This window comes from Ruegeria sp. (assembly GCF_965199275.1).
In the GTDB taxonomy this organism is placed as follows: domain Bacteria; phylum Pseudomonadota; class Alphaproteobacteria; order Rhodobacterales; family Rhodobacteraceae; genus Ruegeria.
This window is the reverse complement of sequence record NZ_CBDAQX010000015.1, coordinates 137,331-158,994: the sequence shown is the minus strand read 5'-3', so window position 1 is coordinate 158,994 and position 21,664 is coordinate 137,331. Positions and strand designations below refer to the sequence as shown.

General features: G+C 57.0%; 15 protein-coding genes and 3 pseudogenes. 10 read left to right on the top strand and 8 right to left on the bottom strand.

All coding sequences use genetic code 11. From position 1 onward, the window contains the following. Positions 1–84: 84 nt before the first annotated feature. Positions 85–486, bottom strand: a pseudogene (locus ACOERD_RS12015) (DJ-1/PfpI family protein); the annotation flags it as partial. A 148-nt stretch (positions 487–634) separates the two neighbouring features. Between ACOERD_RS12015 and ACOERD_RS12010 the strand changes: the two are divergent. From ACOERD_RS12010 to ACOERD_RS11985, 6 genes and pseudogenes are all read left to right on the top strand, one after another. Further along, a pseudogene (locus tag ACOERD_RS12010) lies at positions 635–1,822 on the top strand (CaiB/BaiF CoA transferase family protein); the annotation flags it as partial. After that, positions 1,811–3,115 carry a CoA transferase gene (locus ACOERD_RS12005; protein WP_419739410.1) on the top strand — a complete coding sequence of 435 codons (1,305 nt, stop codon included), beginning with the start codon at positions 1,811–1,813 and terminating at the stop codon, positions 3,113–3,115. The pseudogene ACOERD_RS12010 and the gene ACOERD_RS12005, both read left to right, overlap by 12 nt. 4 nt (positions 3,116–3,119) lie before the next feature. Then, positions 3,120–4,763 carry a N,N-dimethylformamidase beta subunit family domain-containing protein gene (locus tag ACOERD_RS12000; RefSeq protein ID WP_419739167.1) on the top strand — a complete coding sequence of 548 codons (1,644 nt, stop codon included), beginning with the start codon at positions 3,120–3,122 and terminating at the stop codon, positions 4,761–4,763. Between the two features lie 358 nt (positions 4,764–5,121). Further along, positions 5,122–6,630, top strand: coding sequence for an IS21 family transposase (istA, locus tag ACOERD_RS11995; RefSeq protein ID WP_419737605.1), 1,509 nt, complete (start codon positions 5,122–5,124; stop codon positions 6,628–6,630). Next, positions 6,617–7,348 carry an IS21-like element helper ATPase IstB gene (istB, locus tag ACOERD_RS11990; RefSeq protein WP_419737606.1) on the top strand — a complete coding sequence of 244 codons (732 nt, stop codon included), beginning with the start codon at positions 6,617–6,619 and terminating at the stop codon, positions 7,346–7,348. The genes istA and istB overlap by 14 nt, the downstream gene beginning before the upstream one ends. Positions 7,349–7,754: 406 nt before the next feature. After that, positions 7,755–7,961, top strand: a pseudogene (locus ACOERD_RS11985) (IS6 family transposase); the annotation flags it as partial. Positions 7,962–8,211: 250 nt separating this feature from the next. Here ACOERD_RS11985 and ACOERD_RS11980 read toward each other — a convergent pair. The 7 genes from ACOERD_RS11980 to ACOERD_RS11950 form a co-directional block, all read right to left on the bottom strand. After that, positions 8,212–9,276 (bottom strand): ABC transporter ATP-binding protein, encoded by a 1,065-nt coding sequence (locus tag ACOERD_RS11980; RefSeq protein WP_419739166.1) that lies wholly within the window; start codon positions 9,274–9,276, stop codon positions 8,212–8,214. Continuing rightward, positions 9,276–10,523 (bottom strand): MGH1-like glycoside hydrolase domain-containing protein, encoded by a 1,248-nt coding sequence (locus ACOERD_RS11975; RefSeq protein ID WP_419739165.1) that lies wholly within the window; start codon positions 10,521–10,523, stop codon positions 9,276–9,278. Before ACOERD_RS11975 ends, ACOERD_RS11980 begins: the two co-directional genes overlap by 1 nt. Positions 10,524–10,528: 5 nt before the next feature. Next, a complete protein-coding gene (locus tag ACOERD_RS11970) occupies positions 10,529–11,737 on the bottom strand; it encodes a carbohydrate ABC transporter permease (RefSeq protein WP_419739164.1) in 1,209 nt (402 codons plus the stop codon). Further along, on the bottom strand, positions 11,737–12,972 hold the full coding sequence (locus ACOERD_RS11965) for a carbohydrate ABC transporter permease (RefSeq protein WP_419739163.1): 1,236 nt from the start codon (positions 12,970–12,972) through the stop codon (positions 11,737–11,739). The genes ACOERD_RS11970 and ACOERD_RS11965 overlap by 1 nt, the downstream gene beginning before the upstream one ends. Before the next feature lie 58 nt (positions 12,973–13,030). Next, entirely contained in the window at positions 13,031–14,386 is a 1,356-nt protein-coding gene (locus tag ACOERD_RS11960) for an extracellular solute-binding protein (protein WP_170380657.1), read from the bottom strand. Positions 14,387–14,407: 21 nt separating this feature from the next. Then, entirely contained in the window at positions 14,408–15,475 is a 1,068-nt protein-coding gene (locus ACOERD_RS11955; protein WP_419739162.1) for a LacI family DNA-binding transcriptional regulator, read from the bottom strand. A gap of 247 nt (positions 15,476–15,722) precedes the next feature. Beyond that, positions 15,723–16,922 (bottom strand): ROK family transcriptional regulator, encoded by a 1,200-nt coding sequence (locus tag ACOERD_RS11950; protein ID WP_419739161.1) that lies wholly within the window; start codon positions 16,920–16,922, stop codon positions 15,723–15,725. Positions 16,923–17,110: 188 nt separating this feature from the next. On the opposite strand from ACOERD_RS11950, the gene ACOERD_RS11945 reads away from it, so the two are divergent. The 4 genes from ACOERD_RS11945 to ACOERD_RS11930 all read left to right on the top strand — a co-directional run bounded on the left by ACOERD_RS11945 (position 17,111) and on the right by ACOERD_RS11930 (position 20,767). Next, the gene (locus ACOERD_RS11945; protein ID WP_170661339.1) at positions 17,111–18,130 is read left to right on the top strand and encodes a sugar ABC transporter substrate-binding protein; all 1,020 of its coding nucleotides are present in this window, start codon (positions 17,111–17,113) and stop codon (positions 18,128–18,130) included. 116 nt (positions 18,131–18,246) lie between these two features. Beyond that, complete coding sequence (locus tag ACOERD_RS11940; RefSeq protein ID WP_170474861.1) at positions 18,247–19,317, top strand: ABC transporter permease; 1,071 nt, start codon at positions 18,247–18,249, stop codon at positions 19,315–19,317. After that, positions 19,317–20,099, top strand: coding sequence for an ATP-binding cassette domain-containing protein (locus ACOERD_RS11935; protein WP_419739160.1), 783 nt, complete (start codon positions 19,317–19,319; stop codon positions 20,097–20,099). The genes ACOERD_RS11940 and ACOERD_RS11935 overlap by 1 nt, the downstream gene beginning before the upstream one ends. Beyond that, positions 20,096–20,767, top strand: a complete 672-nt coding sequence (locus ACOERD_RS11930) for a nucleoside triphosphate hydrolase (RefSeq protein WP_419739159.1) — start codon at positions 20,096–20,098, stop codon at positions 20,765–20,767. The genes ACOERD_RS11935 and ACOERD_RS11930 overlap by 4 nt, the downstream gene beginning before the upstream one ends. Positions 20,768–21,664 lie beyond the last annotated feature (897 nt).

Sequence of the window (21,664 nt, the reverse complement as noted above, 5' to 3'; positions counted from 1 at the left end):
TGAGACCGAGGCGCCAAACCTCTCTCGAACGAATTTCAACATCAGATCAAACGCCGCCGCCGCGCTGCCGCATGTCCAGAACTGGCCATCCTGCACATGGCGATCAGGGAGAACCTCAACCTTAGGAAACTCCTCGGCGAATTCCTCAAGTAGCTGCCAGTGCAACGTTGCGTTCCGAGCGTTCAGGAACCCACCCCGCGCCAGAATCCAGGCACCGGTATCAGCTGCAATCACCGTGGCACCCTGCATCAGCCGCCCAAAACTGCGAGCGGAGGTCACGCCCTTGGTGTTTCGAAATTCGTCGCCGCCAATGATGATGACCAGATCAGGCTCAAGCGCGTCCGCTATTGGCATTTCCGGTGAAACGCTTAGACCGCTGGAACTGCTTACGGTACGGTCGCCATCCGTCAGGATATTCCAGCGGATATCTGCACCGGTTTGATCGCGCACCACCCGCAACGGTTCAAGCAGGCATGCAAGCACCATATTGGAAAACGCGTTGCACAGGAAAACAGAGACGTAGATGGGATGCATTGGCAGAATTGATCTCATTTTTGGCAGGATGAATATGAAACATGCCCAGACAATTTCATAGATTTGTGGGGGTAAACCGTCGGAACAGGATCCAGTAACCATGCAGAACCGCCCGCTTTCCCACATTCGTGTCCTTGATTTTGGGCATTTTCTGGCCGGGCCGTTGGTCGGGATGATGCTGGCCGATCTCGGGGCCGAGGTGATCCGCATCGATCCGCCAAGTGGCCCCAAGTGGAAGGACCCGGCTTTTGACATGTTATCGCGTGGCAAGCGTGCGCTGACGCTTGATCTCAAGACTGCCGACGGGCGCGATACAGCGCTAGATCTGGTTCGCCGCGCTGACGTGGTGATCGAGAACTTCCGTCCCGGCGTGATGGAGCGGCTGGGGCTTGGGCCGGAGGCGCTAAGGCAGGTGAACGCTGATATCGTTTAGCTGTCGCTTCCCGGCTTTGCGTCGACCGATCCCGAGCTCGCCGAGATGGCAGCCTGGGAAGCGGTGATCGCGGCGCGCACTGGGCAATTTACCGACATGGGGTTGAACCGTCGGCTGATGGGGATCAACCCTTCCTTTACCCCGCTGGGACTGGCCTCGGCCTATGGTGCCGCATTCGGCGCGATGTCGGTCCTATTTGCGTTGGCCGCGCGGCCCCGGATGGGAGGTGACCACATCGAAGTGCCGCTTGCGTCTGCCCTAATGGAGGGGCTGGTTTACAATTGCGAGCAGATCGAGGACTACCCCGACCGCTACAAATCTCCGCGTGAGTTGGAGTTGGAGCGGCGCGCGCGCGAAGGCCTGCCCAACAACCTGAGCTTCGCCGAGCTATCTGAATTTCTTGATCCGTTCTACCGCACCTATACCTGTGCCGATGGGCGCGGGTTTTACATCGTGTCTTGCTCGATCGTGAACCACCCCCAAAGGGTGCTGGAGGTTCTCGGGCTTGGCGATCTGTTGAAGGAATTGCCGGATTTTGATGTCTATGTCGATCAGGCGGATTGGCCCGCGGAATGGGCTTTGCGCAACTATCCGGTGGGGGTAGGCGATCGCAGGCGATTGGCTGATGCGATGAAAGCAGCATTCCTGACCCGTCCCGCGCATGAATGGGAAGAACTTTTCGGCGCGGCCAAGGCTCCGGCCACAGCGCAACGCAGCATGGCCGAATGGCTGGCGGACCCCCATGCGTTGGCCTCGGGGCTGGTGGTCGCGCTTGACGATCCCCGCCACGGGCAGATGCGGCAGATGGGCAACGTCGCTTGGCTGGCCGATGATCCAGGCGCAATGGATAAAGCCGCTGGGCCAAAGCGGGACGACTTTCGCGATGCGCTGAGCGGCGTTCTTGCAGAGACGCCGCGAATGCCCATGGGCGGCGACGGCAACGGCCTCTGGCTGGACGGGCTGAAGGTGCTGGATCTGACCAACGTCATTGCCGGGCCGACCATCGGGTCTACACTGGTGCGGTTCGGGGCGCAGGTCACGCTGGTACAGCCTGTACGGCCTTCGGTGGATCCATGGAATGCGGTGGTGTTCGGGCTGCATGCGCAACGAGGCAAGAAAAGCGTGTTGCTCGATCTGCGCTCGGTACAGGGGCAAGAGGCACTATGGCGAATGGTGGCGCGGGCCAATGTGATAACCACGAACGGCACCGATCAGCAACGTGATGCACTAGGCCTGAGCGAAGCGCGACTGAAGGAACTCAATCCGCGGCTCATTATGGTGCAGCTCGACGCGTGGGGCGGACCACGTCGGGGGCCAAAATCGGATCACCTTGGCTATGACGACCTAGCGCAAGCCGCGACAGGTGTGATGACGCGCTTTGGTGGCGGGCCGGAGACACCCGAAGAGCATGCTCATTTCGGCACGATCGACGCACTGACCGGGCATTGTGCCTGCGTGGCTCTCGGAGCGGCGCTGGAACGGTTAAGGGTGACCAGCAAAGGTGGTGTTGCCCGCGCCTCACTGGCCGCTGCAGGTGAAATGATCCAGGCGCAATTCATGTATGATTTCGAAGGGCGTCCAGCGTTCGACGAGCCTTCAGGACGCGAGGTGCGAGGTTGGGGGCCGTTCTATCGCTGTTATGCCGCCGCCGATGGCTGGATGTTCTTTGCTGCCCCGACAGAGCGGGAAGCGGCCCTTAAACGGGTGACTGATCTGTCCGATCTCGTCGGAAAGGATGACACCGAATTGGAAGCCGCCCTTGCCGAGCGGTTTGCGCAAAAACCGGTGACAGACTGGATGCACGTCTTTGCCGCCGGCTCGGTGGGTATCACGCCTCTTGGTTCCCTCCATGACACGCGCGACGCAGGCCTGCAGTTCGAAAGCGACGGTAGGATCGACATCTCAAAGGCGACCTTCCGCGCGGTGCGCCATGATCAGCACCCGATGGGGAAGTGGGTCGACCTTGTCGCGCCCAATGCGGTGCGGCCCGAGAAAGCCTCTATCACGATCCCCGGACCCGCTCCGAAATACGGGCAGGACACGCGCGAAATCCTCGCACGGCTAGGCTATACGAACGAGGAAATCGGGCACATGATCGAAAATGGCGCAGCTGCCGAAAGCTGGTCGGATAAGTTTTTGCCGGAGTAGACATATGACACAGGACCACCCCGGACCGGCGACCACGCCGCGTAGCCGTGCAAAGGCGCGCCATATCCTTGATAACTACTATATCGGCCCGGCGCGTGACGAGGCGGTTCTGGAAATATGGGGCTACACCCCAGAAATGAGCTATGCACCCGGGGACCGCGTTGCGCTGCACGTGTCCACCACGGCAACGGAATGGGAGCTTGAGATCGGCCGCGACGGGCAACTCTATGAGCCACTACTGACCAAGAGCGGCCTGTCGGGGGCGCATCATCCAACGCCGCGGGATTGCTCGGTCAAAGGCTGTGGTTGGCCCGAGTCCTATGCCTTCACCATCCCCGATGATTGGGCACCCGGCGGTTATCTGGTCACTTTTCGCGCCCGGAAGGGCGATGATGTGGTTGAAGAACACCATGTCATTCTAATCAGAACCGCGCCAGATGCTGCGCCACCGCCCTATGTTTTGGTTTGTGCAACGGGCACCTGGCTAGCCTATAATTGCTGGGGCGGGTCCAATCACTATGAGGGTATCACAGGGCCGAATGGCGATGCTTTTTCACCCATCGTCTCCACACAGAGGCCATGGACGCGAGGGTTCTGCAAACTGCCCGAGGGCGCACCGCGTGCGTTGCGCGAACAGCCGACCAAGCCTGACGAGATGGTGCGCTATCCCTACATGGAGTGGGCCTATGCCTATGGCTATTCCAAGAAATACGCTTCGGCGGGCTGGGCAAGCTACGAACGACATTTCGCCCGTTGGGCCGAGGCTGAGGGATATGCATTCGACATGGTCACACAGCACGATCTGCACCGCGACCCTGCTCTTCTGAACCGCTATGCCTGTGCCGTTTTCGTTGGCCACGATGAATACTGGAGCGCGGACATGCGCGATGCTGTCGATGCCTATGTCGATTCCGGGGGGCATGTCGCGCGGTTTGCCGGGAATTTCCTGTGGCAGACCCGGATCGAGGACGAAGGCCGCACACAGGTCTGCTACAAGTATATCGCAGATCAGGACCCTTTGATGGGGACTGATCAAGAGCACCTTGTCACGGGTGCGTTCGAGGTGAACCCAGTGAACCGTCCCGGCGCGTTGACCTTCGGTGTTAACGCCCTGCGCGGCGTCTATGCCGGACTTGGCAACTGTGTTGGCGGCGGTACGGGTGGCTTTACGATTTACCGGTCCGATCATTGGGCCTTTGACGGAGCCGGGCTCGGTTATGGGGACGCGCTGGGCGCGCGATCGCGGATTTTCGGCTACGAGGTTGACGGGCTGGACTACCGTTTCGAGGATGGGTTGCCCTTTCCGACCTGCACGGATGGTGCCGTGCCGGAGATCGACATCCTCGCAATGGGGCTCGCAACCAATATCGAGGCCGATCACGGTATTTGGGGTGAAACGCTCTACATCGGGTCAGCGGATGCGGCGTTCAAAGCGCAGGTGCTCTTCGGAGAGGTCACGCCCGAAACCTTGGACGCCTGCAAACGCGGCAACGGAATGATCATCTCGTGGCCGCGTGGCAAGGGCGAGATATTCACCGCTGCGACCTGCGAATGGGTCGCGGGCCTGATCCGGCAGGACGACCAAGTCGAACAGATCACACGCAACGTCTTGAACAGGTTTGGCAAATCGAGGGGGCGCTCCCTGTAGCTTCTGCGTCTGCTCGAGCAACCAGTCCTTGAAGGAGGCAACGCCCTTGTGGCTTTGCTGTTCACTGAACCAGAAAAGAGGGATGTTTCGCAAACTTTGGGGTGTAATTAACGAACATGCGTGAGCTGGCGTTTGTATCCTACCTACAGGTTTTGGCATGGTCTCATCGAAAGCTTGTCATTTCCCCAAGGATGGAGTTTTCACGCCGTATAGTTCTATCTACGGTACACAGTGTCCTATCGTGTAGAAAAGCGTGCAATTTTGACCCCCTAAGCGGGGAAATCGGCGTCCAAATTTGACCCCTCCCTATGGTTGTAGACATCCTTTTCATTGAGCAGTCGATGGAGAGGCAAGCGGGATGATTTGCGTGGAAACTATTAGAAAAGTGCGTCGCTTACACCTGATCGAAAAAAAGAGCATCAAGGAAATTTGCCGTTCGCTCAATTTGAGCCGTGCAACGGTTCGAAAGATAATCCGATCGGGAGTGACGGAGTTCAAATATGAGCGCAAATCGCAGCCATACCCGGTGCTCGGGCCTTGGCGCGCGCGTCTGGATGAAACGCTTGAGGAGAACGAGGCGCTTCCGAAGAAACACCGCAAGCGGATGACCAAAATCTGGAAGGAACTCTCCGATGATGGTTTTGGCGGCGGGTATGACAGTGTTCGACGCTACACAAAGAATTGGCGCATTGCGCACGGCCGACAACAGGCGCAGGCGTTCATCCCGCTGATCTTTGATCCTGGGGAGGCGTACCAGTTCGACTGGAGTGTGGAGACGGTTTTGATGGACGGTGCACTCACGACCGTGAAGGTTGCCCATTTCAAACTTTGCCATAGCCGCATGCCATTCTCCATTGCCTATCCGCGCGAGACGCAGGAGATGGTCTTTGATGCCCACGACGAGGCCTTCAAATTCTTTGGTGGAGGCTGCATCAACGGGATCTACGATAACATGACGACCGCCGTCGATGCGATCCTGTCGGGCAAGGAAAGAAAGTTCAACAAGGCATTCTCCCGGATGTGTTCTCATCATCTGGTGAACCCGATCGCCTGTACGCGCGCGGCCGGTTGGGAGAAGGGTCAGGTTGAGAATCTGGTCAAGGAGAGCCGCGCCTATAGTTTTACACCGCGTCTGGAGGTGGCCGACTTCGATGAATTGAATGCCCGGCTGCAAAAAGACGCGATCAAACGCGCAAAAGAACTGCGGCATCCGGAAAACCTGGAGGTGACGGTCTGGGAGGAGTTCCAGCAGGAAAAGCCGCTGCTGACGCATCTGCAGAAGCCCTTCGTCGGGTTCCGTGAAAAGACGGTCGCCGTGAGCCGAACCTGCCTGATCAACTTCGAAAGAAACAAATACAGCGTTGAGGCAAGAGCTGTTGGACGTCAGGTCCAGTTGCAGGTCTACGCCACGCGGATTGTCCTGCGCCAAGACGGTGAGATTGTCGGAGAGCACGAACGGTGCTTCGGCCGAGGAAAAACGATCTTCAACCCTTGGCACTATGTGCCCGTCCTCAAGCGCAAGCCTGGCGCTCTGCGCAATGGAGCACCGTTCCGTGACTGGGACCTACCACCGGCAATGACGCAGATCTGGACCCATCTGCGGGGCACATCCGACGGAGACCGGCAACTTGCCGATATTCTTTTCGCTGCTTACCAGCACGACATTGATGTGGTCGAGGCTGCCTGCGAAGAAGCTCTAAAATCTGGCCTGCGCAAGGCCGATGCGATCCTGAACATTGTCTCTCGGCGCACCAATCCCCCGCCGCCAAAGGCGATTGAGCCGCCTGCCCACCTGCAGCTGAAAATGGCACCGATCGCGGATTGCGCTCGCTATGACAGGCTTGGAGGCTCCCATGCAACTGCGTAAGGAAATTCTCGAACTTGCCCGTCAACTGAAGTTGCCAGGCATCGTCAACTGCTTTGACGAAGTGATGCAGGCCGCAGCCAAAAACAACTGGCGGCCCCAACAGGTCGTGGCCGAACTCCTCACGGCCGAACTGGCCGAAAAGACTGCGCGCTCGATCCGGTATCAGATGGGTGCCGCAAAGTTCCCGGTCTGCAAGTCCTTACCTGAGTTCGACTTCACGGTCAGCCCCGTCAACGAGGAAGTCGTGCGCAATCTTCATGACGGCGATTTTATGGACCAGGCCAGGAATGGCGTGCTGGTCGGTGGAACCGGATCGGGCAAAACGCATCTCGCAACAGCGATCGGGGGCCACGCGGTCAATAACCGCCGGCGGGTCAGGTTCTTCAGCGCTGTGGATCTCGCGAACAAGCTGGAGGCTGAACATCGCGAAGGCAACGCCGGGCGGCTCAGCGAGCAGCTGATCCGCGTCGACCTCGTGATTATAGACGAACTCGGTTATCTGCCGTTCGCAGAGTCTGGTGGACGATTACTCTTCCATCTCATCAGCAAACTGTACGAGCGAACGTCTATTCTGCTAACAACCAACCTCGCATTTGCTGAATGGCCGAGTGTGTTCACAGATGCCAAAATGACCACTGCTCTCCTGGATCGACTGACACACCATTGCGATATCATCGAAACCGGGAACGAAAGCTGGCGAATTAACCACCGCGACTAACCTCGAAATCGGGGAATAAATTCAAAACAGACAGCAGGTCAAACCTTCAGTCGAGCTACGCTCTCTTTTCGGTTTGACCTGCTGTCCACCCCCTCCTGAATCAACCTAAACACGACCCCCTCAACGCCCCTCTTAGCTCCAAGGGGGGTCAAATTTGGACGCCGATGGGGGGTCATTATTCAATGCCGATTGACAGTCCTATCGTGACCTCGAAGAGATCATGGCTGAACGCGGCGTGCGGATCGACCACGCCACTTTCAAAAAGTGAATTGCTAAGTATTCACCGATAATCGCAGCGCGCGCGCAATTGAAGAAGCGACTAACGCTGAGTTCCCAGCGCATGGACGAGATATATGCTCGTGTTCGCGGCAGTTAGGTTTGCCTCCATAGGACCGCCGTCGAAGCGGGAAATACCCTTGATTTCATACTGTCTGAGCAGAAGGAACGTCCAGCTGCAACAAAGTTCTTTGCCAAAGCTCTGTCTTCCAATGGGATTCCAGACAAGATCGTGATCAACAAAAGTGGAGCGAACCAGGCAGGCATTCGAAAAGTGAACAAAATCATTAGTCGGCTTAGCTGCTCAGTAAGAACCCAAACAGTCAGGTACAAGTAACTTAACAACCTGACCGAGCAGGATCGTCGCGTCATAAAGCGTTGCGTACGGCTCATGCGCGCGTTCAGATCCGCCTCGGTTGCACTGAACGGTATCGAGATCGCCTACATGATTTGGAAGTGGCAATTTTTAGCTCCACGGAGAATAGTTTTCGGCTATTTGCCAAGATCTCAGGATAGGTGTGTCCAGTGAGTCGCTGGCTCTGGCCATTCCAGAAGCTTGCGACACATCCCCAAACATCTCAAAAGTGTCACACCCGTTCATCTGGGCTAATCGTCTGCCCTGCCGCGTCAAAAAATTGCAGTTTCTCGGGTGCAAAATACAAGCCGATTTGCGCTCCGGCTTTGATCTGCGTGTCCCCGCCAAGGCGAACCGTGACCTTCTCCTCAAACCCGCAATCGACGATGATGAACATATCTGCGCCAAGATACTCGACCACCTCGACCTTTCCGTCGCTGTGACCCGAGCCAAGTTCGACCACACTGATATGTTCCGGGCGGATGCCCAGCATCGTGGCTGTACCAGTCCGATCAAACGGGCCGCCTCCACCGTTCTCCAGCTGGAACTGATCGCCGGAAACAGTGCAGGGAATGACGTTCATTTTCGGACTGCCGATGAACTGCGCCACGAACAAGTTGGCGGGGCGTTCGTATAGTTCGCGTGGGGTCCCGACCTGTGCAATCTTGCCGAATTCCAGCACCACGATACGATCAGCCAGTGTCATCGCTTCGACCTGATCATGAGTCACATAGATCATGGTGCGGTTCAGGCTCTGGTGAAGCTTGGCAATCTCATACCGCATCTCGACTCTAAGAGCGGCGTCTAGGTTGGATAGCGGTTCATCGAACAGGAATGCGGTGGGGTCACGCACAATGGACCGACCGATCGCAACGCGCTGACGCTGGCCGCCGGACAGGTCTTTAGGTTTGCGCTCCAAATAGGGTTCCAGCTTGAGCACCTCGGCGGCTTTGCCCACGCGTTCGGCAATCTCGCCCTTGGATACGCCCGCCACTTTCAGCGAAAACCCCATATTTTCGGCCACGGTCAGGTGAGGATAAAGCGCATAGGACTGGAACACCATGGTCAGCCCGCGCTTCGAAGGTGGGTTGTCGGTGACGTCATCCCCATTGATCAAAAGAGACCCGCGCGAGATGTCCTCGAGCCCACCGATCATCCGCAACAGGGTTGATTTACCACAGCCCGACGGGCCGACGAAGACGACGAACTCACCTTCTTCGATCTTTAGGTCGATGCCTTTGATCACCTGCACTTCGCCGAACCATTTTTCGACGGAATTGAGCTCTATGCTGCCCATCAGTTCCTCCCTGCCCAATGCAGCCAGACGGCAGCGGTCCATGTGAAAGAGTTGCCCCCAGCGGGACTGCCGGTAATCGGGTCATAATATTCGGCAAATCCGTGGCCAGCGATCAGACGACCGGTTTTCAGGCGTAGTGCTTCGGCCTCAACCCCGTGGCCCATATCCTTCAGACCGAACCCCGTCAGCATGTTCATGAACGCCCATGTTGGCCCACGCCAATATCGGCGTTCGTCAAACTTGGGCGATTTGTGATCATAGCTAGGGATTGGGTGCGGGACCGTGGTCAAAACAGTTTTCAAACGGTCCAACATTTGCTGAGATTCAATGCCTGCATACCAACACAGATAGCTTGCATTTGAAACGCTTTTAGCCCATTTGCCCGTATGCGCATTTCGGGAATCAAAGGTGTCCAAAGCCTCGTTCCACAGTGACTTTGCGCCGACCTCGAGCCGGTCTACGTCTTCACCGAGGCCTTCGGCACTGATCCCCAACTCCTCACTTATCGCCAGCAGATCGCGGGCGGCGCGTAGAGTTGTGAAACTCATCGTCGGATCGGCGACGCGGAACGGGTTCTTCTCCATCAATTGCTGCTGATCCCAGCCCGCTTCACGTCCAATCTGGACCAGTTTGATGTAGCGGTCATAGTCGTATTTGGTGGGCCGGTCGGCGCTGTTCACGTGGCTCGTGTCGCGACGCTGGTATTCCCCCACGTCTGAGGCGTCAATGCTCGCCATTGCGTCGTCCCAGTCCGGTGCATTGTCGCGCCCAGCCTCCCAAGGGTGGGTGGTGCAAACCGTACCGTGGTCATCGAGACGCCATGTCATAAACCACCGATGCCAGGCCAGCATAGCCGGGAACAGGGCCCGGAGGCGGGCTTCACCAGCCGCGCGGTCTTTCTCCCATACCCGCCGGGCCATGGTGCCCGCCAACGGTGGCTGCGTTACGCCAGAGGAGGCAATCGGCCCGATGCCGCCCCAGACATCCGGCCCGGGGAAATAGCCCGGATCCGTTTTGTGGAACAGGATGTGGGGAACCATTCCGTCCTCCCACTGGCCCGAGAACAGCGTCTCAAGCTCAGTCCAGGCGCGGTCGATATCGAACTCGGCAAAGCCCAGCGCGGCGATCGCGCTGTCCCAGTTCCATTGGTAGGGATAGAGCCCGCTGGTCGGGATCGTATAGCCACCCCGATCATTGGCGATCAGGATATTGCGTGCTGACTCTGTCGGCGAAGTAAAGTGGTTCATTTCTGTCATCCTTTGACCGAGCCAGCCGTCAGGCCTTTGGTCATGAAACGTTCAAGCCCCAGGAACAGGGCCATGATTGGAACAGTGGCAATCACTGCGCCAGCCATGAGGTGTTGGCGAGGGATTTCCGAGGAGTTCAGCATTGTGACGCCTCGGGTTAGAGTGAATTTCGAGGGATCGTCCAGCAGCATGAAGGCGAGAAGGAATTCGTTCCAGGCGATCATGAAGACATAGAGCGACACCGAAGCCAGAGCCGGCAGGCTGAGCGGCAGGGTGATCTTCCAGATTACCGCCAAGCGCGAGAGACCATCCATTAGACCAGCCTCCTCCACCTCGGTCGGGAGACCACGGAAATACCCCTGCAGCATGTACAGCGCGACCGGGATCGTGGTGACCGGGTAGATCATGACGATGCCAAGGATCGAGTTGCGCAGGCCGGTCAGCGAAAAGGCGATATAGATCGGCAGCGCCAGAACGATCATCGGCACCATGTAGATCAGCAGGATCGAGCGCGAGAATGCCTTTTGCCCTTTGAACCGGAACCGCGCGACCGCATAGGCCCCCGGAATGCTGAAGGCAAGCGTGATGAAGACCGTCAGCACAGAGACGTAGAAGGACGTCCACAGGTACGAGCCGAAATTGAAGTCGCGGAACAGTTCCGTATAGCTGCGGAACAGCGCCCAGCCCTGATCCAGATCCAGCGAAAAATCCAGCGGGTTCTGCAACAGCGCCTGCTGCGATTTCAGGCTGGTCATCACCATCACGTAGAAGGGGATGACCACAATGGCCGTGAAGAAGATATAGCCAAAACCAGTGCAGAACCTGATCACGGCGTCTTCGAACTCGTGACGGGTCAGTTCGCCAAAGGGCAGCTCTTTCAGGATTTCAGCCATCGACAGATGCATGACCACGGCAATCGAAACCACGGTGACCGACAACGCTAGCAGTGTTGTGTCCGAGCCTATCAGAACCGGGCCAAAACCGGTCAGGCAGGTCAGACCCAACAGGGCCGACACGCCGAGACGCGCCAGGGCATGACGAGCGGGAAAGCGGACATACGCCAGACCAGCCAACGCGCCCCAGATCAGGCTCAGCAGAACTTGGGGACGGAAGGCGGCACCCGTGGCGAAGGACATTGTGACCGCAATGGTGGTGGCGATCACCACCAGCCACAGCGCGCCCAGGATCGGGCCAGTTATATACCCTTGGCGCATCACAGACCCTCCTCACGGCTGATGAATTTGAAGAAGACAAAGCTGAAGGCGATCAGGCACATCAGGATCACCACGGCCACTGCCGCGCCCGCCCCGATGTTCGAGACCGCAAAGGCCTGTTCATAGACATTCACAGTCAGCGTTCGTGTGCCCGCGTTGCCTCCGGTCAGCAGGAAGATGTCGTCGAACTTGTTGAACGTCCAAATGAAGCGCAGCAGGAACAGGACCGACAGGATGCCCAGCAATTGCGGGATGCTCAGTAGCCAGAATTTCTGGAACGGTGACGCGCCATCCATATCCGCCGCCTCATACATGCTGCTATCGATGGACTGCATCCGCGCCAGAATGAACAGGAAGGACAGCGGGAAATAGCGCCAGATTTCAAAGACGGTGACCATGATCAACGCCAGTGGGCGTTCCCCGAAGAAGTTGATCGGCTCGCTGCTCAGCCCCATCTGCACCAGCAGCGCATTAGCCGAGCCTGAGAACGGATCAAACAGCGTGACCCAGGTAAAGGCCACGGCAATGACGGGCGCCACGTAGGGGAACAGGTAAAGACCCCGGATGAACCCCTGCCCCTGGAAGCTCTTGTTCAGCAGCAAGGCCGCGAACAGGCCCATGACCAGCGCGCCAATGGTGCCGAAGACGGTGTAGAAAAGTGTGACCCAAAGCACGCCCCAGAACTCGTCGCCGTCAAACACGCGGGCGAAGTTCTCCAGGCTGAACTCGAAGTTTGTCAGCACGCTGGGGCCGCTGCCGGTGACTGTTGGTTCAGACCCTTCAACCAGATCTTCGAAAGCGTCCGGGTCGCCATCGACCGCAACGGGAACGCGAATGCGCTCGCGTTGGCCACCTTCCAGCGTACCAAAGTCGCAGAACAGCTCTTGCCCGTTCAACACACAGGGGGCTGCAACGTCGCCGAGTGTCGTGACGCCGTCGGGTAGGACATCCCGGACTGTCACGCCATCGATCGCAATATCCTGACTAGAGTTGCGCAGGCGGTATTCGATCCGCAGATCATCACCCGATCCGCGCAGGCTTTCACGCACGACCGGTGCAGGCGGGCGCAGGTCAGACAGGGTGAAGGGCTTGAAGCTGATCCAGAAGATCGCCAGCAAAGGCAGGATCACAACCAGCGACACACTGATGATGGTCGGAGCCAGCAGCGCCCAGGCCAGACGCGCCTCGCGTTTGGCTAACGCCCCGGTTCCTGTCGGTGGGGAGGCCGAAGTCATGGGTTACCTCGAAGGGTTTAGGGGCAGCGGCGCGCACGCCGCTGCAGGTGCCGGGTGGTTACTGAACCTTGGCCAACTCTTCGTTCATCGCCGCAATGGCTGCGGCCGCGTCGATTTCGTCGTCAATATACTGGCGAACGACGCGGTTAATGGCCTGGCTGTTGATCATCTTCGACGCCAGCGCAAGTTGGCCTTCGGCCACGCCCCAGCGCTGCGCCACATCCAGACCGCCAACAATTTCGTCGATCATGGATTGTTCGTACAGATCACCCAGGGGCGCTTTGCGGTCGACACCAACAGGCAGCTCTGCCCAGGCTTCCGAGAACGCGGTCGGGTTGTCGGCATTGCCACGACGGACCGGGAACTTGCCCTCGGGTGCGATTGCCAACGTCTGGGTGTAACCGTCGTCCATGGCGAATTTCACGAACTCCATCGCCGCATCGGTATCGGCGTCGTTGGTGATGCCGAAGTACCGCACATCCCCCCATGCCGCGCCATCGGGGTTCGACGGGCCGGACAGTTTTGTCACGATGCCGGTCTTGCTCGCCAAATCGCGCGAGGTCGGATCATCGTTGATGGTTGGCGGGGCACTGTCACGCAGACCCGCGAGTTCGTCCAGAATAAAGGGCGACCAGATGATCATTGCGGCCTTGCCGTCAAAATACAGCTCGCGCGATTGCTTCCAGAAAAGCTCACCCGGAGGCGATGCCTTGGAAATAGCCTTGTAGAAATCCAGAACCTCGGTGGTTTTGGCTTCGTCCAGCGGCTGGAACCCATCGGGACCAACAGGGCTGACACCATTGGCGAGGAACACATGCTCCAGCACCTGGCTCATGAAGTTCTCGTCGACCTTGGTTGCCGAGACAAAGCCGTACATTTCCGGCGGGTTGTGCAGGGCCTCAAGCGCGGCCTGAATATCGGCAAAGCTGTCGGGGGCTTCCAGACCGGCCTCTTCGAACAGGTCCTTGCGGTAGACCACCATCTGGGTCCAGCCATCGACTGGCACCGAGGCGGTTTCGTCGTTGAACGCAGCCATCGCCAAAGCACCAGGGGCGAAAGTGTCAGCGCCTAGTTCTTCGATCACTTCAGTCGCGGCTTCGGTGTCCAGAATACCGGCCTCGGCCCAAGGCAAAGCGTATTGCAGCGTGTGATAGACAACGTCCGGCAGGTCGCCAGCCGCAAAAGCGGCAGTCGCGCGCGTGCCCAGATCGCTTTCGGTGACCGGGATCACCTCAACCGTGGTACCGGTTTCGGCTTTAAACTGGTCCGCCATCTCTTGCTGTTTTGCCAGACGTTCAGGTTGCTCCTCAGTGGTCCAAAAACGGATCGTGTCGGCCTGCACTGATAGCGCTGTCAGCGCCAGCGCAAGCGACGAGCCAAGCATCAGCTTCGCAGCTTTGGGTGTTAGTTTCATCGGTGTCCTCCCCGGTTATGTTCACGTCAGATGGTTCAGTTTACGCGCCAATTCGTGTGACGTCAGATTTGGTGGCCCGTCAGAGTCACCTTCGATCAGGTTGGCTTCGGCCAGCTCTCGCAAGTCTGCAGCCGCTTCGCCACGGATTTGCCGGATCAGTAGGGTCGCCAACCGTTCACCGGCGGCGCGGGAATCTACGGAAAATGTGGTCAGTGCGGGACGCGCGTAGCGGCATTCAGGAATGCCGTCATAGCCAATCACCGAGATGTCGCGCCCGATCTCGAACCCTTGATCCTGCGCATCCGCACAGAATCCAAGCGCGGCCAGATCGGTCGCGAAGACAATCGCCGTTGGAGGTTGATCTAAGGCCATCAGCGCCCGTCCCTGAGCCGCGCCATCTTCACGTGTGCGCGCCCCTTCCTGGATCAGATCCGGATCCAAGGGCAGACCAGCAGCGTGCAAACCTTCAGCGTATCCGTCACGGCGTAGATGCGCATAGTTGAACTTTGGATCGCTGCCGACAAAGCCTATGCGTGTATGCCCCAAATTGCTCAGTCGCAAAACGGCGTTACGCATCGCGCTTTCACCGGCAATGTCGAACCACGAAGTCTCGTCCCAGTTGTTTGGCTGTCCATAGCCGGTGCGCCCATACAGAATATGAGGCACCCCAAGACTGCGCAGAAGGCCAATACGCGCATCCTTGACCGCTGTCCGCGGGAGAATGAATCCATCGGCCTTCCGTTCCTCGTAAAGGCGGCTCAGCACCTTCAATGTGTCTTTTTCGGAGGTCGCCGTGGAAATGGTCATGGTCCAGTCGAGGCTACTTGCTGCTGCGCACGCTCCGGCCAGAAAATCCTGCAAGAAGGGATTATGCTGATCCGGCTCCTCGCTGTTGATAACCATAGCTATCGCACGAACTTGCCCGGTCCGGATCGCCTGCGCATGGCTGAGCGGTCGATATCCCAACACCCGAGCTGCTTTTTCCACCCTTGCGCGCGTCGCCGAAGAAATATCTGGATACCCGTTAAGCGCGCGCGAAACCGTGCTTTTAGACAAGCCCAGATGCGCCGCCAATTCGTCCAGTTTCACCCGGCCCGTGACGGTTGCGCTACCTGACTGGTCACGCGGTGGATATGATAGATTCGCAGTCATTGAAGCTATTTGTTCGTTCCGAAACCGGTTTCGGCAACAAAAAAGTTAAAAAAAGTGCAATCTGGCTATTTTTTGGACGTTATTTGAATTTCGTCACAACACTTAAAGAACACGCGTAAGCGCTTTGTCGTAGTGTTGGGACAAGTCGCGTTGGTGCGGCTGGGAGGTGCCTGTTCGAGGGTGGCTACATCCCAGAAAGCCCGGCATTGGTGTTCAATAGAAACTGGCGGAAAATTGGGCTGCTTGCCGCTCCAATACCGCGGGCGTTTTCTCCAACAGCTGCAGCTTCAACAACCGGAGGAATCAAACCACGTTTGTCTTGGTTGGCCAGGTAACGACGAACTCGTGAGACCAGCTCTTCCCGTATTTCAGGTGGGAACGCGCCGTCGATGAAAATCGCCTCAAAGTCTATGACCGCGCAAATAGACAGCGCAGCCTTGGCCAGTTCCTGCGCCGTGGTGCCGATCCAGGGTTCGACATAGCGAGAAATGCTGCTCCAATCCTGCGGCTTTTTCCACAAAATTACAGGATCAATACCCGCTTCGATCAGCCTGTCCTCGAGCAGAAACAGAGATGCGGTGTCAATCAGTTGCTGGCTTTCACCCAAAGGACCCGTTGTCCGCATCGCGCCCAAGGCACCGGCATTGCCTTGGTTGCCCTCGAATACGGTGCCATTCAGGGCAACGCCTCCGCCAATCATTGAGCCGATGAAGAAAAAAAAGTAGTCTCGGTACTCGGCCCCGCGGCCATAGAGATGTTCGGCGTGACACGCGGCCGTCGCGTCATTGACCACAAAAACCGGCAGGTCGCTGAACTTGGCCACTTCGGAAAAAAAGTTCACGTTTCTCCAGGATTTGAATTTCTGAGCCGCAAGCCCAGACAGGTCGTGCCACTTCCACAGCTCGAACGGCGTACCGATCCCGATCCCGCATACACGGTCGCGAAGCTTCTGGGGCTCATTGGCCAGAAGCTCTTGCAATCCTTCCTCCAAGAACCCGAACACAGCTTCGGGCAGCGGGTAGTCATAAGTCGTCGAGAGCTGTTGGCGCGGCTTACCGGTAAAGTCGATCAAAAGAAGATCAGCGCTGCGGCGACCAATCTTCATTCCCACCGACAGGATACCTTCGGGATTGAGTTCCATAGGGATCGAAGGTTTCCCAACTTTGCCCTTCAACGGCGTCCCACGTTTGAGAATCTCGTCCTTTGCGAGCTTACGCAGAATGATCGACACGGTCTGCGGGGAAAGGCCCGTCAGCCGAGCGACATCGGCCCCGGCGGCAGGTCCATGCCGTTGTAAAACCGTCAGAATCAGGCGTTCGTTGTGATCACGAACACCGCTTTGGCTTACCCCGCCGGTTAGTATTTTCAGCGCCTCTTTTTCCATTACCCTAAACATAAACACCTTGTTTTCTTATGAAAAGATGCGCAGTCAAATTAATAAATAAACTTTATTTATTTATTGACACCGAGGCTAGAATCACGGTTTCTTGAGCAGGACCTTCATTGGAGGATGGAGGCGCGCCTTGTCGCTAATTCGCGCGGGGCAACAACAATTTTCTGGGAGGAGACTAAATGAGAAATCTATTTAAGATTGCCGCATCCGCCACAGCGCTTACGTTGGCTGCAGCATCTGCGCAGGCTGCCGGGGAAACCGTCTGCCTGATTACAAAGACCGATACCAACCCCTTCTTTGTCAAGATGAAGGAAGGTGCGACCGCCAAGGCAGAAGAGCTGGGCATGACGCTCAAGGCGTTTGCCGGCAAGGTTGATGGCGACCATGAAACTCAGGTCCAGGCTATTGAGACCTGCATTCTCGATGGCGCAAAAGGCATTCTGCTGACGGCATCCGACACCAGCTCTATCGTTCCTGCGGTCAAACAGGCCCGGGATGCGGGAGTTCTGGTCATTGCTCTAGATACACCGCTGAGCCCGATTGACTCAGCGGACGCGACATTCGCGACAGACAACTACAAGGCTGGTCTGCTGATCGGTCAATGGGCAAAGGCCAAGATGGGCGATGCCGCAGCCGATGCCAAGATCGCGACGCTGGATCTGAACGTCAGTCAGCCGACAGTGGACGTTCTGCGCAATCAGGGTTTCCTCGACGGTTTCGGTGTGGAACTGGCTGACCCGAATGTCATCGGCGACGAAACCGATGCGCGTCTGGTAGGCAGTGACGTGACCGACGGCAACGAAGAAGGCGGCCGCCGCGCGATGGAAAACCTTCTGGCCAAAGATCCATCCATCAACGTTGTTCACACGATCAACGAACCAGCCGCTGCAGGCGCATATGAGGCGCTGAAATCCATCGGGCGTGAAAACGATGTGTTGATCGTTTCGGTTGACGGCGGATGCCCCGGTGTCCAAAACGTCGAAGCCGGTGTGATCGGTGCGACAAGCCAGCAGTACCCGCTGTTGATGGCCTCGCTTGGTGTTGAGGCCGTAAAGAAATGGGCCGAAGAGGGTGTGAAGCCCGAAAACACACCCGGCAAAGACTTCTATGACACGGGCGTGGCACTCATCACCGACCAGCCGGTTGATGGGGTTGAGTCGCTGTCGGTCGCAGAAGGCCTGGATCTCTGCTGGGGCTAAAGACAGCTCTATAGGTGAGGCGCGCAGCAGCGCCTCATCAATCCTTTCACCAGCAAACCGAAACTTCCTGTACACTGATTTCGTGGACGCGATGCCAGCCACGAAAAGGGGGAGAAATGTCTGAAGCAAACCAAAACGCCCAGGAATTCGAAACCGCCGCCAACGCGTCAGAAACCGTTGCGGAGTTTGAAGATCACCGGCGTGGTGTTCTGGGGAAGTTGCAGCATCTTCTCCACGTCAATCCATCCTTTGTGCCTTTGATCGTTCTGGTTGGCGCGATCGTAATTTTCGGCCTTCTGCTGGGCTCAAAGTTCTTCTCACCCTTTGCGATGACGCTGATCCTACAGCAGGTTCAGATCGTCGGCATCGTGGCCGCCGCACAAAGTCTTGTCATTTTGACTGCCGGCATCGACCTAAGCGTCGGTGCGATCATGGTGTTTTCTTCCGTCATAATGGGTCAGTTCACGTTCCGCTACGGCATCCCTGTGCCCATTGCGGTGATGTGCGGGCTGGCCATGGGGACCCTGATCGGGGCTCTAAATGGATGGCTGGTCAGTCGCGTAAAACTGCCGCCATTTATTGTCACGCTCGGCATGTGGCAGATCGTTCTCGCGACAAACTTCCTGTATTCCGCAAACGAAACAATTCGCAGTCAGGACATAGAGGCCAACGCCCCGTTCCTGCAATTCTTTGGCACAAAATTCAGCGTCGGTGGCGCGACCTTCACGGTCGGCGTGATTTTCATGCTCGTTCTGATTTTCGTGCTGGCTTACGCGCTCAAGCACACGGCCTGGGGCCGGCATGTCTATGCGGTGGGGGACGACCCCGAGGCCGCAGAGCTATCTGGTGTAAACGTGCACAAAACGCTGATGTCCGTTTATATGTTGTCCGGTCTGATCTGCGCCTTTGCGGGCTGGGCGTTGATCGGGCGCATCGGGTCGGTTTCACCAACATCCGGTCAATTGGCCAACATCGAAAGCATCACTGCGGTTGTGATTGGCGGTATCTCATTGTTCGGCGGACGAGGCTCCATTCTGGGGTCCTTGTTCGGGGCTCTGATCGTCGGCGTCTTTACTCTGGGGCTCAGGCTCCTGGGCGCGGACGCGCAGTGGACCTTCCTGCTTATCGGACTTCTCATCATCGCAGCCGTCGCAGTCGACCAGTGGATCAGAAAGGTATCGGGCTAATGTCAGACACAACTCCAGTCGTCCAAGGCCGCGGGATCGTGAAGCGCTATGGCCACGTTACCGCCATTGACCATTCCGATTTTGAACTGCGGCAAGGCGAAATCCTTGCGGTGATCGGAGACAACGGCGCAGGCAAGTCGTCCATCGTCAAGGCGATCTGCGGCGCCACGATCCCGGACGACGGCGAGATCCTCATCGAAGGCAAAAAGGTCAACTTCACCTCGCCGATTGATGCCCGGAACATGGGGATCGAGATCGTCTATCAGCAGCTTGCCATGTCCCCTGCCCTGTCGATTGCAGACAACATGTTCATGGGGCGCGAGATTCGCAAACAGGGTTTCATGGGCAAATACATGCGTCAGCTAGATCGGCCTGCGATGGAGAAGTTCGCCCGCGAAAAACTGACTGAGCTTGGGCTGATGACCGTGCAGTCAATCAATCAGGCGGTCGAGACGTTGTCCGGCGGCCAGCGCCAAGGCGTTGCCGTTGCGCGCGCAGCTGCCTTTGCGACCAAGTTCATCATCATGGACGAACCGACGGCGGCTTTGGGCGTCAAGGAAAGCCGCAAGGTGCTTGAGCTGATCCAGGACGTAAGGGCGCGTGGCATTCCGATCATCCTGATTAGCCACAACATGCCGCATGTCTTCGAAGTCGCCGATCGCATCCATGTGCACCGGTTGGGTAAACGCCTTTGCACGATCGACCCCAAGGACTACACGATGTCCGATGCGGTGGCCTTCATGACCGGCGCCAAGGAACCTCCAAAAGAGGACGCCGCGTGATCAAGCAGGATGCAAAGCAAGTTTGCGACCTGATCTCCTCCCGGAGGCAGGTTGGGGTTCGGACGATTGTTGCAATCGCCGGCCCCCCTGCATCCGGAAAGTCGACCTTAGCGGAAGCCGTTGTGCAATCGCTGAACGCGCAAAAGAGCTCGGCGGTTCCTTCAGCCACTCTTGTGCCGATGGATGGTTACCATTTGGACAATCGCGTATTGGAGACGCGCGGTTTGCGGGCAAAAAAAGGCGCACCAGAAACCTTCGATGCTTTTGGGTTTTGCAAGGCAATTAAGGCGCTGCAATCCGCGCGACATGAATCCTTTCATCCCATGTTCGACCGCCAAATGGACCTGGCCATCGCCAATGCGATTGCGGTTCATCCTGAAACTCCGATCGTGGTTGTGGAAGGAAACTACCTTTTGATGAAAAGCGACCCGTGGAGGATGTTGGAGGATGTTTTCGCCCTAACGGTTTTTGTCAGCCCCACTTTGGAAGAACTTGAAAGCAGATTGCAGCAGCGCTGGATTAAGCACGGATTTGACCCGGAAACCGCGCTGAAACGCACGAAAACCAACGATCTGCCCAACGCAGAACGTGTCATCCGCGATAGCCGAAAGGCAGATCTTACACTGAGTCAAAACTACACCGAATTCGGGATGCGCTACGCGTTCTGAACCTGTGTTCTGGTTTCAGCCAGCCCTTGAGGCAGGACCTCTGGACAGCTTCAGGTACAACCGAATCACTCAATCAGACGTCCAGAAAATGATCATGCGCGTTCGAGCGCAGTGAGAAGCAGCGCATGTAAACTCGATCGGTGCTGGAATTCCTTAAACACGTCAAAACTCTGGATTTCATGCTCTCCAAACGGCGAACTAGCCAGCCGCCACAAAACTGATTGCATGGATGCTTTAAGTGACCGGCCCACTGCGAAAGAGTATTTTCGATACAAGCAGAACTAAGTCAGCTGGAATCGAGGCGATGAACAAAATACTCAGAGGCTTTGGTTGCACCATTCCGATAGAGATGTTCAGGCGGAAAGCTCTAAACAACATCATAGAATAGGACCATCGTTCCAACTATAAACGAACTCGCACGTAGCTCGGCTTCAAGCCTTTTGCATCTGCACTCTCAACTCTTGCAGGGATAGAAGTGTAGTAGATGATCCACAAAAGTCTGTTAACGCCGAGAATTTGTCCGTTTCTACAACTCGCAGAATTCGCTGCTTAACCCGCGGGGAAATCGCGATACCTGCACTCAGCAAGGAACTTCGCAACAGAACTTACGAATGTAAGAAATTTGTTTAATCAACAAAATAATGATACTTTTTTATCATTTTTGCTTATTGCAACAGAGTTCCCAATTTCGACCATTTCTGAGGCTTTGTTGCAAAGTTCTGGATTTTGACGTGCTTTGGTTTGGCACGTGGTGGTCCTCGGTCCCACTTCGTCGAAAGCCAACTCATAACTTCCTTCGAAGTTGCGAAGTATCCACGAGGATTGATCCTATTTTCTGTCTCTTTCTGTATCCGATACGGCGTGCCGTACCATTATCTCAAACAGATTATGTCTTAG

Coding starts and splice junctions, on each gene's coding strand:
- ACOERD_RS12005 (WP_419739410.1), top strand. CDS start 1,811: ATGGATAAAGCCGCTGGGCCAAAGCGGGACGACTTTCGCGATGCGCTG.
- ACOERD_RS11970 (WP_419739164.1), bottom strand. CDS start 11,737: ATGCGCCAAGGGTATATAACTGGCCCGATCCTGGGCGCGCTGTGGCTG.
- istA (WP_419737605.1), top strand. CDS start 5,122: ATGATTTGCGTGGAAACTATTAGAAAAGTGCGTCGCTTACACCTGATC.
- ACOERD_RS11965 (WP_419739163.1), bottom strand. CDS start 12,972: ATGACTTCGGCCTCCCCACCGACAGGAACCGGGGCGTTAGCCAAACGC.
- ACOERD_RS11945 (WP_170661339.1), top strand. CDS start 17,111: ATGAGAAATCTATTTAAGATTGCCGCATCCGCCACAGCGCTTACGTTG.
- ACOERD_RS11975 (WP_419739165.1), bottom strand. CDS start 10,523: ATGAACCACTTTACTTCGCCGACAGAGTCAGCACGCAATATCCTGATC.
- ACOERD_RS11980 (WP_419739166.1), bottom strand. CDS start 9,276: ATGGGCAGCATAGAGCTCAATTCCGTCGAAAAATGGTTCGGCGAAGTG.
- ACOERD_RS12000 (WP_419739167.1), top strand. CDS start 3,120: ATGACACAGGACCACCCCGGACCGGCGACCACGCCGCGTAGCCGTGCA.
- ACOERD_RS11940 (WP_170474861.1), top strand. CDS start 18,247: ATGTCTGAAGCAAACCAAAACGCCCAGGAATTCGAAACCGCCGCCAAC.
- ACOERD_RS11960 (WP_170380657.1), bottom strand. CDS start 14,386: ATGAAACTAACACCCAAAGCTGCGAAGCTGATGCTTGGCTCGTCGCTT.
- ACOERD_RS11935 (WP_419739160.1), top strand. CDS start 19,317: ATGTCAGACACAACTCCAGTCGTCCAAGGCCGCGGGATCGTGAAGCGC.
- ACOERD_RS11950 (WP_419739161.1), bottom strand. CDS start 16,922: ATGGAAAAAGAGGCGCTGAAAATACTAACCGGCGGGGTAAGCCAAAGC.
- istB (WP_419737606.1), top strand. CDS start 6,617: ATGCAACTGCGTAAGGAAATTCTCGAACTTGCCCGTCAACTGAAGTTG.